Consider the following 14,622-nt stretch of genomic DNA (forward strand, 5'->3'; position numbering starts at 1 on the left):
GCGGGTCCGGGTGGCCGGCTTCTTCTCCGCCGGGGCCTCGGTGTCCGCCACGGCCTCGGTCTCGGCCTTGGGTTTGCGGGTGCGGGTCCGGGTGGCCGGCTTCTTCTCCGCCGGGGCCTCGGTGTCCGCCACGGCCTCGGTCTCGGCCTTGGGTTTGCGGGTGCGGGTCCGGGTGGCGGGCTTCTCCTCGGCCGGGGCCTCGGTGTCCGCCACGGCCTCGGTCTCGGCCTTGGGCTTGCGGGTGCGGGTCCGGGTGGCCGGCTTCTTCTCCGCCGGAGCCTCGACCACGGCCTCGGCCACAGCCACGGCCTCGGCCTCGACCACGGCCACGGCCACAGTCTCGGCCTCGGCCACGGCCACAGTCTCGGCCTCGGCCTTCGGCTTGCGCGTTCGGGTACGGCTGCGCGCGGCAGGCTTCTCCTCGGCCGGAGCCTCCGCCACGGCCTCGGCGGCCGAAGCCGTGGCCACCGCCTCGACCACCGCGGCCTCGGCGGCCGCCGCACCACCGCGCGAGCGGCGGCGGCGACGGCGCGGCGCGGCCTCGCCCTCGGTGCCCTCGACGGCCGGAGCCTCGGTCACCACGGCCGTGGCCTCGCCCTCGGCGTCGACCGCGGAGCCCCGGCGGGTGCGCCGGCGCTCGCGGGTCCGCCGCGGCTGCTCCTCGGCCGCCTCGACGGCCGGGCCGCCGGGGCGCCCCGACCCGCCGCGGCCGCCCCGGCCACGGCCGGGGCGCGCCCCGCGCCCGCCGGTCTCGCCGAGGTCCTCGACCTCCTCCGCGCCGAGCCCGGCGCGGGTCCGCTCCGAGCGGGGCAGGATGCCCTTGGTGCCCGGCGCGATCTTCAGCAGCTCGTACAGGTGCGGCGAGGTGGAGTAGGTCTCCTCCGGCTCGTTGAACGGCAGGTCCAGCGCCTTGTTGATCAGCTGCCAGCGCGGGATGTCGTCCCAGTCGACCAGGGTGACGGCGGTGCCGGAGGCGCCGGCCCGGCCGGTGCGGCCGATCCGGTGCAGGTAGGTCTTCTCGTCCTCGGGGCACTGGTAGTTGATGACGTGCGTGACGCCCTCGACGTCGATGCCGCGGGCCGCGACGTCGGTGCAGACCAGCACGTCGACCTTGCCGTTCCGGAAGGCCCGCAGGGCCTGCTCGCGGGCGCCCTGGCCGAGGTCGCCGTGGACGGCGCCGGCCGCGAAGCCGCGCTGGGTGAGCTGGTCGGACACGTCGGCGGCGGTGCGCTTGGTGCGGCAGAAGATCATCGCCAGCCCGCGGTCCTCGGCCTGCAGGATGCGCGAGACCATCTCGACCTTGTCCAGCGAGTGAGCACGGAAGATGTGCTGCTCGATGTTGGCGACGGTCGCGCCGGTGTCGTCCGGGGCGGTGGCCCGGATGTGGGTGGGCTGGCTCATGTACCGGCGGGCGAGGCTGATGACCTGGCCCGGCATGGTCGCCGAGAACAGCAGGGTCTGCCGCTTGGCCGGCAGCATGGTGATGATCTTCTCGACGTCGGGCAGGAAGCCCAGGTCGAGCATCTCGTCGGCCTCGTCCAGGACCAGCGCGCGGACCTTGGACAGGTTGAGCTTCTTCTGGCCCGCCAGGTCGAGCAGGCGGCCCGGGGTGCCGACGACGATGTCGACGCCCTTGGTGAGCGCCTCGACCTGCGGCTCGTACGCCCGGCCGCCGTAGACGGCGAGGACGCGGACGTTGCGGACCTTGCCGGCGGTCTGCAGGTCGTTGGTGACCTGGGTGCACAGCTCGCGGGTCGGGACGACGATCAGCGCCTGCGGGAAGTCCGAGAGCTGCTCCTCGGCGGCCCGGCCGGCGTCCACGTCGGCGCGCACGACGACCCGCTCGATCAGCGGGAGGCCGAAGCCGAGGGTCTTGCCGGTGCCGGTCTTGGCCTGGCCGATGACGTCGTGGCCGGTCAGAGCGACCGGCAGGGTCATTTCCTGGATCGGGAAGGGGTGGACGATGCCGACGGACTCGAGGGCCTCGGCGGTCTCCGGGAGGATTCCCAGTTCCCGGAACGTCGACTTGGTGGGTTCAGCGGTGGTGGACAGGGTGCTGCCTCTTCCGTGTGGATGGGCCGAGAGCGAGCGGCGGGCGGGCAGCCGCGCGGCTGCGTACGGGCCTGGACGGCCCTGATACAGCTGCGCGGACGCACAACCGCGCCGGTCCCTGCGGCCGGCCGGTGCGCGCGGCCCGATGGCGGGGCGCGTCGCCGGCGGCGTCGGGGAGGATTCCCGTGAGGGACCTGCGCGGGACCTCCGCCGGGCGGGCGTGGTCTCGGCGGCCCTCGCTCGGCCACTGATGCGGTGCCAAGGCTTGAAGTCCAAGCCATGGTCGGAGCCGATCGGCTCTCCGACCGGGCATCCGCGTACGTGAGTACCCGTGCCTCCGGTGCGGACACGTCCGTGGGGACGGCGCCGCTAGGGAGCGGGCTTGCGCGGGGCACCGAGACGGCGGTGACACCGTGCGAGCACGACGGGGCTCCGTACCACCATACAGTCAGGCGACGACTCGAACACGTGACGCGTCTGACATTGCCCCTGGCAACCGGCGTGTGACCGGGCGTTCCGGGCGGTCACCCGGCACGCCGCACGGTGGCCGGTCCGTGCGGCGCGCCAGGTGGGCGGGACTAAGGTGGCGGGTCATGGAGACCCATGGTGAGACGCAGGACGAGGCCGGCTCGATCGGGGACTGGGCGAGCTGCTCGGCCGACCCGGGCTACCGCGCGGCGGTGCTGGACCTGCTCGGCGCCCTCGCGTACGGCGAGCTGAGCGCCTTCGAGCGGCTCGCCGAGGACGCCAAGCTCGCGCCCGACCTCGCCGACAAGGCGGCGCTGGCCCGGATGGCCTCCGCCGAGTTCCAGCACTACCAGCGCCTCCACGACCGGCTCGCCGAGATCGGCGCGGACCCGCAGGAGGCGATGCGCCCCTTCGTCGAGCCGCTGGAGCTGTTCCACCGCATGACGGCGCCCTCGGACTGGCTGGAGGGCCTGGTCAAGGCGTACGTGGGCGACGCCATCGCGACCGACTTCTACCGCGAGGTGGCCGTCCGGCTCGACGACGACACCCGGGACCTCGTCCTCGGTGTCATGTCCGACACCGGCCACGCCCAGTTCGCCGTCGACAAGGTGCGCCAGGCGATCGAGGCCGACCCGCGGGCCGGCGGCCGGCTCGCCCTGTGGGGCCGGCGGCTGATGGGCGAGGCGCTGAGCCAGGCCCAGCGGGTGGTGGCCGAGCGGGACGCGCTGTCCAACCTGCTGGTCGGCGGCGTCCAGGTGCAGGGCTTCGACCTGGTCGAGGTCGGCAAGATGTTCAACCGGATCACCGAGGCGCACACCAGGCGGATGGCCGCCCTCGGCCTCGCCAGCTAGCGGCGCGGACGGCTACGCCGGCCGGTGCCGCCGCGGCGCGCGGTGGGCGCCCCCGTGGTGCGGGTGGTGCCGGTGCGCCGGGGCCCGGCCGGCGGCCACGTCGGGCCGGGCCAGCATCGAGGTGAGCACCGCCGAGGTGACCGCCGCCGCGCAGACCGTCACCGCCGGGTAGCGCCCGGACAGGCTGAAGGCCGCGACCGCCCCGCCGACCAGCGCCGCCGCCACCGCGGTGCCGAGCGTCAGCCCACGGGCCGCCGGGAAGTACGCCGGCAGCGCCAGCAGCGCGGCCAGGCCCACGGCCAGACCGATGACGGCGAAGACGATCGACTCGACCAGCAAGGCTGCCTCCCCGGGGGACGGGCGCGCGGCGCTCGGACCGCCACACCTGCGCCCTACCCGGCGCCGACCGGCCGTACACGCAACGGTGCCCCGCTCCCTGGGGGGAACGGGGCACCGCGCGGGCGACTCAGAGAGTGCCGAAACCGACCTTGCGGGCGGCCTGCTCGCCGATCTCCACGTACGCCAGGCGCTCGGCCGGGACGATGACGCGGCGGCCGTGCTCGTCGGTCAGCGAGAAGAGCTTCGAGTCGCCCTCCAGCGCCTTGGCGACCGCGCTCTCGATCTCATCGGCAGTCTGCGAGCTCTCGATCACGATCTCGCGCGGCGCGTTCTGCACGCCGATCTTGACCTCCACGGCTTCCGTCCCTCCGGGGTTGCAGTCATCCACGCGCGGGCACCGGACCGCCTGGGACAAGCGTTCGCGGCGACCGCGCCGTACGGCTTCACCATAGAGCACGCGATCACCGCGGACGCGAAGGTCAGCGGATCACCGGCGCCCCGACGGGCACGGGCCGGACCGCGGCCGGACCTCAGGCCGGCTCGCCCCCCGGGTGCATCGGGAAGCCCTTCAGGCCGCGCCAGGCGAGGCTGGCGACCAGCCGGACCGCCTCGTCGCGGGGGATCTCCAGACCCTGCGACAGCCAGTAGCGGGCGGTGATCTGGGCCAGCCCGCAGACCCCGGCCGCGAGCAGCTTGGACTCCGATTCGGGCAGGTCGGTGTCCTCCTGGATCACCTTGCTGACCAGCGTCGCGCTCGCCTCGGAGGCCCGCTCGACCCGCTCGCGCACGGCGGGCTCGTTGGTCAGGTCCGACTCGAAGACCAGCCGGAAGGCGCCCGACTCGCTGGAGACGTAGTTGAAGTACGCCTCCATCGTCGCCGCGACGCGCAGCTTGTTGTCGGTGGTGGTGGACAGCGCCTCGCGCGTCGACTCGACGAGGGCGTCGCAGTGCTTGTCCAGCAGCGCCAGGTAGAGCTCCAGCTTCCCGGGGAAGTGCTGGTAGAGCACCGGCTTGCTGACCCCTGCGCGGTCGGCGATGTCGTCCATGGCGGCCGCGTGGTAGCCCTGCGCGACGAACACCTCCTGGGCGGCACCGAGCAGTTGTTCACGGCGGGCGCTTCGCGGCAGGCGGGCACCGCGCGGGCGCTCCTGCGCCTCCTGGATGGCCGTCACGGCGCTCCTCACTTCGGGGTTCGTACGGGGCTGGCAAGGTGACCGATTCTACTTTTCGGTAACCGCGTCCGCGTTCGGCGGACGTGAGAAAAGCCCCCGGCCTCGTTGTCAGGAGCCCACAATACGGCGCTGACCTCGGCATCGGCAGTGGTGCGACGAGGGGCGGGACAGCCCGGTCACCCGCTGTGTCCTCCCGACGGGGGCCTCCCGGCGGGGGCTCACTACCATCGTCCACCATGAGCGGCGCTGAGCAGCAGATACGGACGGTCGAGGTTCCCGGTGCGGTGCTCGCGGTGCACCGGCCGGCCGGTGCGGGCGGGCCCCGCGGGCGTGGAGAGGACGGGCGCGAGCCCGGGCTGTTCGTGCACGGGCTCGGCGGCTCGGCCGGCAACTGGACCGCCCTCATGGGCCTGCTCGCCGACCGGGTCGACGGCGAGGCCGTGGACCTGCCCGGCTTCGGCGCCTCCGCGCTGCCCGCCGACGGCAACCTCGGCCTCTCCGGCCACGTCCGCGCCGTCATCGGCTACCTGGAGGCCTCCGGGCGCGGCCCCGTCCACCTCTTCGGCAACTCGCTCGGCGGCGCCGTCGCCGTGCGGCTCGCCGCCCTGCGCCCCGACCTCGTCCGCACCCTCACCCTGGTCTCGCCCGCGCTGCCCGAGCTGCCGCCGCAGCGCAGCGCCTGGCCGACCGCGGTGCTCGCGGTGCCCGGGGTGCCCGCGCTCATGAGCAGGCTGGGGGCGGGCGGGCGCGGCCCGGAGGAGGCCGCCGACGACCTGCTGCGGCTGGTCTACGGCGACCCGGACGGGCTGCCCGCGGCCACCCGGGCCGAGGCGGTGGCCGAGTACCGGCGCCGGCTCGCGGTGCCGCACGCGATGCAGGCGCTGGTCGGCTCGGCGCGCGGGATCGTCTCGGCGTACACCGAGCGCGGCGACCAGGCGCTGTGGCGGCAGGCCGAGCAGGTGAAGGCGCCGGTGCTGCTGGTGTACGGGCTGCGCGACAAGCTCGTCTCGTACCGCTCGGCCCGGCGGGCCTGCGCGGCCTTCGCGGACGCCCGGCTGCTGGTGCTCCCGGAGTCCGGGCACGTGGCGATGATGGAGCACCCCGGGCAGGTGGCGCGCGAGGTGCGGGAGCTGCTGGCCGTGCACGGCGGGTAGCGGCGGCGCCAACGGCCCGGTCTGCGGCGAGGTCACGCCGGTTCACTCGTTCAGGTGGCAACCAGGCAAGTGACCGATGGATGGCCGCGGGCCGGTCCTACCTTTCTGCTGCCGGACCGAACAGGTGTGGGGGGAGAGCCGCACACGCCGCGCCACAAGGCGGGTCGCAGGCGGTCGGCCATCAGCTTCCGCAGCCCCTGGAACGGGCAGCAAGAGGAGGTCTTCCGTGCGCATCGCCCTGCTCACCGAGGGTGCCCGCCCGTATCCGAGCCGTGGCGCCGGAGGCTGGTGCGACCGGCTGGCCGAAGGGCTGCCGGAGCACGTGTTCGACCTGTACCTGCTCACCGGCCCGGACGCCCCCGGCGTCGACGACCGGCTCTCGCCCGCCTGGCGCGGGGTGCACGAACTCGCACTGTGGGGGCGCCGGCCGGCCGGGCGGGCCCCCGGCGCGCTCCGCAGACGCCAGTACGCGCGGGCGTACGAGGAGCTGGTGCGTGCGCTCGTGCTGCCGGGGGAGCGCGCGGGGTTCGGCGTCGGGCTCTACCGGCTGGCCGCGCTCGCCCGGGAGGACGGCGGCCTGTCCGCGTTCCTGGCCTCCGTGCACGCCCGGCGCACCCTGGAGCGGGTCTGGCGGCTGCCCGGCGCGGACACCTCGGCCGGGTCGCCGCTGGTGCGCGACGTGCTGGTCGCCGCCGACCTGCTGGAGCAGTGCCTGCGCCCGCTGTCCGCGCCCTGGTACGGCACCGGGCCCGGCGGCCTCGGCGCCGCCGCCCTGTGCCACGTCGTGGGCGGCGGCCCGGCCGCGCTGCCCGCCCTGGCGGCCCGGCACCTGCACGGCGTCCCGTTCGTCGTCACCGAGCACGGGCTGCACCTTCGCGAGCAGTACCTCGGCTACCGCGAGGCGCCGTACCGGTGGCCGGTCCGGGCGCTGCTGCTGGCGTTCTTCCGGGCGCTCACCGAGGAGACGTACCGGCGGGCCGCGATACTCACCCCGGGCAGCGCGCACGACCGGCAGTGGCAGCGCCGCTGCGGGGCGGACCCGGCGCGCACCCGGGTGGTGTACGAGGGCACGTCCGCGGTGGCCCGCCCCGCGGCCGGGCCGGAGCCACACGCGCCGACCCTGACGTGGGCGGGCGCGCTGGAGCCCGGCCGGGACACCGAGCTGATGCTGCACGCCTTCGCGCGCGTGCGGGCCGAGCTGCCGGCCGCCCGGCTGGTGGTGCACGGCGAGGAGGCGCGGCCCGGCTACCGCGCGCAGTGCGCGGCGCTGGCCGAGCGGCTGGGGGTCGCGGCGGCGGTGGACTTCGCCGGGCGGCCCCGCTCGCTCGCCGAGGCCTGGGAGAGCGGCACGGTGGCCGTGTTCTCCGCGCTCACCCAGCGCCGGCCCCGGCTGCTCGCGGACGCGATGCTGAGCGGCCGGGCGGTCGTGTCGACCGACGTCGGGGTGGCGCGCGAGGTGGTCGGGCCGACCGGGCTGCTGGTGCCCCCACGCGACCCGAGCGCCCTGGCCGGCGCCTGCCTGGCGCTGCTGCGCGACGAGGAGCGGCGCTCCCGGCTCGGGCTCGCCGGACGGCTGAGGGCGCAGGAACGCTTCGCCGTCGAGCCGGTGGTCGGCGCCTTCCGGGAGATATACCTGGAGTTGGTCTCGCAGTTCCCGGCCTTCCCGGACGGCGCGGGCGGCGGCGCGCCCGGCGAGCGGCTCCGCCCGTTCGCCCGGCCCGCAGAGTTCTGGCTGCGCGGCGGCACCGACGGAGCGGTCGCCAGGCGGCACCCCGGCGAGGCGGACGAGGGCGACGACGACGGCGCGCAGGACCGCGGGGTCTGTCTCCGGACTCCCGCCCGCGTGGCGGCGACAGACCCCGGTGCCCTCGCGGAGGCGCTCTGATGTCCGCCGGTGCGGCGGCGGGCGGCGCCGGCCGGCCCTCCGGGGACCCGGTGCGCGAGGTGATGGCGGAGCACCGGGCGCTCTGCGAGCAGGCCGTCGACCCGCTGGAGATCGTCGCCGGGCTGGAGGAGGCGGGGCTGGGCGTCGAGGCGGCGGCCCGCTGCCGGCACGCCGACCTGTTCTCGCTGGCCGACGAGCTGTACGCGCGCGTGCCGCGCCGCCCGCCCGCGCCGCCGCCGCCCCCGGGCCGGGAGTGCGGCGCCGCCGCCCGGGCCACGCTCACCGCCGCCGCCCTGGCCGCGCCGTCCTGCGCGGCGGTGGCCGGGTTCGGGGCGCGCTGGCCGGTGCTGCTGACCGCCGCCGTGCCGCTCGTGCTCGTCCCCGCCCTCACCGCGGACCCCCCGCCCGGCCCGGCCCGGCCGCCGTTCGCCGGCCCCGCCGCCTCCGACGGCCTCGGTCCCGCGGCCGCTCCGCGCGGCACCGGCACCCGCTGGCGCCCTGCCGCCCTCGTGTACGGGGTGGGCCTGGCCGCCCTCCTGCTGCTCCCGCCCGCGCTGCCCGGCGGTGATCGCCCGCTGACCATCGCCCTGGCGCTCGCGGCCGCCGTGTCGGCCGGGTCGGCCGAGCGGGCGGCCCGCTGGTACCGCCGTGTCGGCCGCGGCCACCTGGGCGCGGCCGGCACGCTGGCCGAGTTCCGGGCCCGGATGCGGCCGGTGCTGCCGGTCGCGGTGGCCCTGCACCTCGCGGTCCTCGCCGTGCTGAGCTTCGCCGCGCTCGCCGTGCTGACGGTCGTCGCGCCGCGCCCCGGGCCGTCCCACGGGGGCGGGCTGCTGCACTTGGCCGCCGAGCGTTCCGGCGCCCTGCCGTGGGCGGCGCAGGGCGTACTGGGCCTGCTGCTGGTGCTGCCCGCGCTGCTGGCGCGCTGCGGCCGGTGGACCGCCGCGGCGGCGGGTGCGCTCGCCGGCCCGGCCGTCACCCTGGCGGTGCTCGGGCTCGGCCGCTCCGGCCCGGCGGCCGTACTGCTCGGCGGCGGCGCCGTCGCGGCGGTGCTGCTCGGGTACGCCTGGACGGTGCTCGGCCGGGCCGAGGCGCACGGCTGACCCGCCCCGCTCCGAATCCCCAACTCACTTCGCCACCACCCGATTTCAGCCCGCCAGGTCGTCCCCGGCCTCGCTTCGTGGAAGGACACCCCCGATGAGGGTGCTGCTGCTGGGCGCCGACGGCTTCATCGGCCGCCGCGTCACCGACCGTCTGCTGTTGGACCAGGAGTTGCAGGTGACGGTGCTCGGCCGGCGCGACTCGGCCGACATCCGCTTCGACCTGACCGCCGGCAGCCCGGGCGCGCTGGCGCGCTTCCTGGACGCCGTCGCCCCCCAGGTCGTGATCAACTGCGCGGGCGCCACCTACGGCAGCTCGCGCACCCTGATCCGGGCGAACACGCTGGCCGTCGCCACGGTCTGCGAGGCGATCCGGCGCAGCCGGGAGCCGGCCCGGCTGGTGCACGTCGGCTCGGCGGCCGAGTACGGGCCGGTGCCGGGCGGGGTGCCGGTGTCGGAGCAGGCCGAGCCGCGGCCGGTAGGCCCGTACGGGGTGTCCAAGCTGGCCGGGACGGAGCTGGTGCTGGCCTCCGGCCTGGACGCGGCGGTGCTGCGGGTGTTCGACGTGGTGGGCCCGGGGGCGCCGACCGCCTCGCTGTTCGGGCGGCTCGCCGAGGGGCTGCGCCGGGCGCTGGAGCGCGACGAGCCCCAGGTGCGGATGCCGGACCTGTCCGGATACCGGGATTTCGTGGACGTGCGGGACGTCGCGCGGGCGATCCGGGCGGCGGCGGTGTCGGCCGCCACCGGGGTGATCAACATCGGCAGCGGGCACGCCGTCCGGGCCCGGGACGCGGCCCAGCTGCTGGTGCGGGCGTCTGGCTTCGAGGGGGCCGTCGTCGAGGAGAACCGGCAGGTCCTGCTGCCCGCGCAGGCCGTCGCGGCGGGCGGGGACCACCTGCCCGGGCACCCGTCGGGGCCGTACCTGCCGGGGCACCGCCCGGAGGGTCCGCGGGCCGAGGGCCGGCCCTCGGCGGGGGAGCCGGTGCCGTGGCGGCAGGCGGACGTGCGCACCGCCCGGGACCGTCTCGGATGGCGGACGCAGGTGCCGCTGGAGGAGTCGCTCGGGGACGTGTGGCTGGAGACGGCCTGCCGGGTTTGAGCGGATGCGGGAGGATTTCGAGCGGAGGCGGGGAGGGGGAAGCGGAGGCGGGGGGATTCAAGCGGACGTAGGTAGTAGAGGGGAGCGGGCGCCGCAGGCGCGTCCGGCTCGCGGGGAGGCGGGTGGGGCACCGTCCGGGGCCCGTGCGGCGGTTCCACGATCCGACGTCGCCCGTCTCGCCCATCGGACGGGCTGTCTCGGAATACCGGAGGGGCGTGACACTGTTGGCGTAGCAGAGCCACCTGAGTGGCGGAGCAACATGCCCACAGACAGGCTGGCCCCCGCCACCTGAACCGACGACCATCGGAGTTTCCGTGTCGCTGCCACCCCTGGTCGAGCCGGCTGACGAGCTCACCGTTGACGAGGTCCGCAGGTACTCCCGCCACCTGATCATCCCCGACGTGGGCATGGCCGGGCAGAAGCGGCTGAAGAACGCCAAGGTGCTGTGCGTCGGCGCCGGGGGCCTCGGCTCGCCCGCGCTCATGTACCTGGCCGCGGCCGGCGTGGGCACCCTGGGCATCGTCGAGTTCGACGTGGTGGACGAGTCGAACCTGCAGCGGCAGATCATCCACGGCCAGTCGGACGTCGGCCGCTCCAAGGCCGAGTCGGCGCGCGACTCGGTCAAGGAGATCAACCCCTACGTCGACGTGGTCCTGCACGAGGAGCGCCTCGACAACTCCAACGTCATGGAGATCTTCTCCGGCTACGACCTGATCGTGGACGGCACCGACAACTTCGCCACCCGCTACCTGGTGAACGACGCCGCGGTGCTGCTGGGCAAGCCGTACGTGTGGGGTTCGATCTACCGCTTCGACGGTCAGGCCAGCGTGTTCTGGGCCGAGCACGGCCCCTGCTACCGCTGCCTGTACCCGGAGGCCCCGCCGCCGGGCATGGTCCCGTCCTGCGCCGAGGGCGGCGTGCTGGGCGTGCTGTGCGCGTCCATCGGCTCGATCCAGGTGACCGAGGCCATCAAGCTGCTGGCCGGCGTGGGCGACCCGCTGGTCGGCCGGCTGATGATCTACGACGCCCTGGAGATGAACTACCGCCAGGTGAAGGTCCGCAAGGACCCGAACTGCGCGGTCTGCGGCGAGAACGCGACGGTCACCGAGCTGATCGACTACGAGGCCTTCTGCGGCGTCGTGTCGGAGGAGGCGCAGGCCGCCGCCGCCGGTTCGACGATCACCTCGAAGCAGCTCAAGCAGTGGCAGGACGACGAGGAGGACATCTTCCTGATCGACGTCCGCGAGCCCGGCGAGTACGAGATCGTCAGCATCCCCGGCGCGGTGCTGATCCCGAAGAACGAGTTCCTCATGGGCGACGCCCTGGGGAAGCTGCCGCAGGACAAGAAGATCGTGCTGCACTGCAAGTCGGGCGTGCGCTCGGCCGAGGTGCTGGCCGTGGTGAAGGCGGCGGGCTTCGCGAATGCCGTCCACCTCGGCGGCGGCGTGCTCGGCTGGGTGAACCAGATCGAGCCGCACAAGCCGGTCTACTAGCCGACGCGCGTACGGAAGGGCCCGCCGATCCCGGCGGGCCCTTCCGTGTTCCGGAGCGTGTTTCGGAGCGCGTGTTTCAGAGCGCGTTCTTGCGCTGGAGCACGTTGTAGGCGATCCAGCCCGGCAGCACGGGCAGCCAGAAGGTGAGCGCCCGGAAGAGGAACACCGCCGGGGTGGCCACGGCGGGGGAGACGTCGGCGACGGTGAGCGCGCCGATCAGGGCGACCTCGACCGGGCCGATGCCGCCCGGTGTGGGGATCGCGGAGCCGGCCGCGTTGGCGGTCAGGAAGACGACCGCGACGGCCGAGAAGCTGACGTCGCCGCCGAAGGCCTGCACGGAGGCGTCCAGGCAGGCGGTGAACGAGAGCGTCAGCAGCAGGATCCCGCCGAAGCCGGTGACGAGCTTGCTGGGCGTCTGCATCAGGTCGAGCATGCGCGGCACGACGCCGAAGAACAGCGAGCGCAGCCGGTTCAGGACGAAGCGGCGCAGCGGTGCGACGGCGGCCACGACGAGGGCGAGCACGGCGGCGGTCAGCACACCGATGATCACCGCGCGGGAGGCGGAGAGGTCCCCGTTGGTCTGGCTGCCGGTGATCAGGCCGAAGCTGAAGAGCAGCAGCAGGTGCCCGGCCAGGCCCGCGAGCTGCGAGGCGCCGACGGAGGCGACCGCCTGGCCGGAGCGGATGCCGGCCTTCTGCAGGTAGCGGGTGTTGAGCGCGATGCCGCCGATCGCGGCGGGGGCGACCAGCTTGACGAAGGAGCCGGCCAGCTGTGCGGCCACGGTGCGCCGGAACGGCAGCTTCTCGGGCACGAAGCCGGTCAGGCTCATCGCCGCGGCGACGTAGCTGAAGGCGGCCGCCGCGAGGGCCACCGCGGCCCAGGCCCAGTTCATCTGGGAGAGCTTGAGCTGGGCGGGCTTGATGGTGGTGAGCGCCAGGTACGCGGCGAAGGTGAGCGCGATCACCATGATCAGGCTCTTGGGCTTGAGCCGTTCCAGCTTGGCGGGCTCCATCGGGGCCTCGGGAGCGATCTGGAGGATCTGGCCGCGGATGCGGCTGAGCAGGTCCTCGCCGGCCGCCGCGATGTCCTCCTCGGCCTGCTGCTGGGTGCGCTCGCCGGCCGCGACCTGCTCCAGGGCCTTCGCCCGGGCGATGGCCTTGCGCTCCTTGGAGAGCTTCGCGAGGTCGATCCGGGTGGAACGGGAGAGCCCGACGGGCTGGAGCAGCGGCAGGGCCTGGGCGACCCGCTCGGCGCCGAGCACGGCGTTGGCGACGGCGACGGCGCGCTCCGGGCCGATCCGCAGCGCGAAGGTGGTGACCAGCTGGGCGACGTCGATGCGCAGGGTCAGGTCGGTGGCCGCGATGTCGCCGCCGGACAGGTTGACCAGGCAGGCCGTCTTGCCGTCGACGACCAGCAGCGACTCGCCGGTGAGGCGGCGGTGGGCGATCCGGCGCTCGTGCAGGGCGGCCACCGACTCCCACAGCGAGGCCATCACCTGGTCGGTGACCTCGTCGTCGGAGAGCTCGTCCAGGGTGCGGCCCTCGACGTTCTCGTAGACCAGGATCGCGGCGTCCGGGCCGAGCTCGGAGGTGGCGACCAGCTGCGGCGCGCGGGCGCCGGAGGCCGCCGCCGCGTACGCGATCAGGGCCTCCTGCTCCAGCGCCTGGCGCAGCGACTGGGGGCTGCGGCGCACGGCCACCGAGCGCAGCCGCAGCCGGCGCCAGGCCCGGTAGAAGAAGCCGGAGGCCTGCTGCTCGCGGTCGATGATGTGGACGTCCAGCGGCGGGCCGTCCTGCCGGGCGACGTAGTAGCGGCGGGTGCCGCCGGGCGCGTCCGGGGCGCGGTGGGCGCTCTCCGGGGTGAAGCCGACCTTGCGCAGGCCGATCATCAGGTGCTGGCCGGTGGGGCGGATGTTGGGCGAGCCGATCGCGTACAGCGTGCCGTAGGCGACGGACCAGCCGATCAGGACGGTGAGCAGCAGCGACAGCGGGGTGGTGTAGCCGCCGAGCAGCTCGGTGATCCCGCTGAAGATCACCACCACCCACAGGGCGACTCTCCACCGTGGCCGGCTCGACATGCCGACCGCGGTCATGTAGGCGATCACCGGGGCGAGGTAGCCGTGGACGGGGTCGGTGAGGGCGCCGTTGCTGTCCATCGGGAGCCTGGTCAGCGCGTCCCGGATGTGTTCGGAGGCGCCCTCGGCGACCCACCAGTCGATGCCGAGCGAGACGCCGTAGGCGAGCACCGAGGCGAGGACGCCGTCGGCGACCCGCAGGCCGTCGCGTTTGATCAGCCGCTCCACCGCGAAGGCCAGCGGCACGGCGAGCACCGCGACGCTGGAGAGCAGGCCGGTGATGGTGGACAGCACCGCGGAGAAGCGCGGCGCGTTGGTGGCGATGTCCTGCTCGATGCCGGTGGTGGTCGAGGTCGCGACACCGGCGAGGACGAAGACGGCGACTATCCCGAGGACGCCGGCGAGGAAGCGCAGGAGGTCGGTCGGGCGGTGCGCGCGGGCGGCGAGCAGCGGCTCGTCGACGTCCAGGTGCGGGGTGTCGTCCAGCGGGTCGTGGATGGCCGCGAGCGGGGACCCTGCGGGTGTGGAAGGGGCGGGCACGGCAGGGGCGGGCTTGGCGGGCGCGGGCTCCGGGGCGGGCACCGCCTCGGGGACGGCCACCGCCTCGGGCGCCTGGGCGGGCTCGGGCAGCGGCACGGTCGGGGTCTCGGCGGGGCCGGTCGGCTGAGGGGTCTTGATCGTGCGGTCCTTGATCAGGGAGACTTCCGGCGTCGGCCCGGGAGCGGGCTCACCGCCGGGACCTGCGGGCATGCGGGCGGCGGACTCGTCGGAGTCCTCGTGCGCGCCCACGTCTGCCGTCCCGGTCATCTGGTCTTGTCCTCGTATCACCACTCACCGCCCCGGAAGATGGTGGCATGCCCCGGCCCCCCGTGCGGGACAGGGGGCGGATCGGGCGCGGCGGATCGTTCGCACGAGGCTTCGCACGCGCCCCTGTAAGG

At 75.0% G+C, this 14,622-nt stretch carries 11 protein-coding genes; 6 read left to right on the plus strand and 5 right to left on the minus strand.

From position 1 onward, the window contains the following. Positions 1-1,938 (minus strand): DEAD/DEAH box helicase (locus tag ACWCXH_RS02600; RefSeq protein WP_449799479.1); only part of this gene is annotated, 1,938 nt, incomplete at its 3' end. Between the two features lie 707 nt (positions 1,939-2,645). Here ACWCXH_RS02600 and ACWCXH_RS02605 point away from each other — a divergent pair. Continuing rightward, positions 2,646-3,371, plus strand: coding sequence for a ferritin-like fold-containing protein (locus ACWCXH_RS02605; protein ID WP_449799480.1), 726 nt, complete (start codon positions 2,646-2,648; stop codon positions 3,369-3,371). Positions 3,372-3,383: 12 nt separating this feature from the next. Here the strand turns inward: ACWCXH_RS02605 and ACWCXH_RS02610 are convergent, their stop codons facing one another. The 3 genes from ACWCXH_RS02610 to ACWCXH_RS02620 form a co-directional block, all read right to left on the minus strand. Beyond that, positions 3,384-3,710 carry a hypothetical protein gene (locus ACWCXH_RS02610; protein WP_449799481.1) on the minus strand — a complete coding sequence of 109 codons (327 nt, stop codon included), beginning with the start codon at positions 3,708-3,710 and terminating at the stop codon, positions 3,384-3,386. A gap of 127 nt (positions 3,711-3,837) precedes the next feature. After that, positions 3,838-4,065 carry a DUF3107 domain-containing protein gene (locus tag ACWCXH_RS02615; RefSeq protein WP_449799482.1) on the minus strand — a complete coding sequence of 76 codons (228 nt, stop codon included), beginning with the start codon at positions 4,063-4,065 and terminating at the stop codon, positions 3,838-3,840. A gap of 175 nt (positions 4,066-4,240) precedes the next feature. Continuing rightward, the gene (locus tag ACWCXH_RS02620; protein WP_449799483.1) at positions 4,241-4,882 is read right to left on the minus strand and encodes a TetR/AcrR family transcriptional regulator; all 642 of its coding nucleotides are present in this window, start codon (positions 4,880-4,882) and stop codon (positions 4,241-4,243) included. A 236-nt stretch (positions 4,883-5,118) separates the two neighbouring features. Here ACWCXH_RS02620 and ACWCXH_RS02625 point away from each other — a divergent pair, with 236 nt between their 5' ends. The 5 genes from ACWCXH_RS02625 to moeZ all read left to right on the plus strand — a co-directional run bounded on the left by ACWCXH_RS02625 (position 5,119) and on the right by moeZ (position 11,610). Next, positions 5,119-6,036, plus strand: coding sequence for an alpha/beta fold hydrolase (locus ACWCXH_RS02625; protein WP_449799484.1), 918 nt, complete (start codon positions 5,119-5,121; stop codon positions 6,034-6,036). A gap of 226 nt (positions 6,037-6,262) precedes the next feature. After that, positions 6,263-7,921 carry a DUF3492 domain-containing protein gene (locus ACWCXH_RS02630; RefSeq protein WP_449799485.1) on the plus strand — a complete coding sequence of 553 codons (1,659 nt, stop codon included), beginning with the start codon at positions 6,263-6,265 and terminating at the stop codon, positions 7,919-7,921. Beyond that, the gene (locus tag ACWCXH_RS02635) at positions 7,921-9,021 is read left to right on the plus strand and encodes a hypothetical protein (protein WP_449799486.1); all 1,101 of its coding nucleotides are present in this window, start codon (positions 7,921-7,923) and stop codon (positions 9,019-9,021) included. Before ACWCXH_RS02630 ends, ACWCXH_RS02635 begins: the two co-directional genes overlap by 1 nt. Before the next feature lie 94 nt (positions 9,022-9,115). Continuing rightward, positions 9,116-10,117: an NAD-dependent epimerase/dehydratase family protein gene (locus ACWCXH_RS02640; RefSeq protein WP_449799487.1), complete on the plus strand. Its 1,002-nt coding sequence runs from the start codon at positions 9,116-9,118 to the stop codon at positions 10,115-10,117. A 314-nt stretch (positions 10,118-10,431) separates the two neighbouring features. Continuing rightward, positions 10,432-11,610 (plus strand): adenylyltransferase/sulfurtransferase MoeZ, encoded by a 1,179-nt coding sequence (gene moeZ / locus ACWCXH_RS02645; RefSeq protein ID WP_449799488.1) that lies wholly within the window; start codon positions 10,432-10,434, stop codon positions 11,608-11,610. A 76-nt stretch (positions 11,611-11,686) separates the two neighbouring features. Here moeZ and ACWCXH_RS02650 read toward each other — a convergent pair whose 3' ends face one another. Beyond that, on the minus strand, positions 11,687-14,491 hold the full coding sequence (locus ACWCXH_RS02650; protein WP_449799489.1) for a flippase-like domain-containing protein: 2,805 nt from the start codon (positions 14,489-14,491) through the stop codon (positions 11,687-11,689). Positions 14,492-14,622: the final 131 nt, after the last annotated feature.

The sequence above is a fragment of the Kitasatospora sp. NPDC001660 genome, assembly GCF_053596725.1.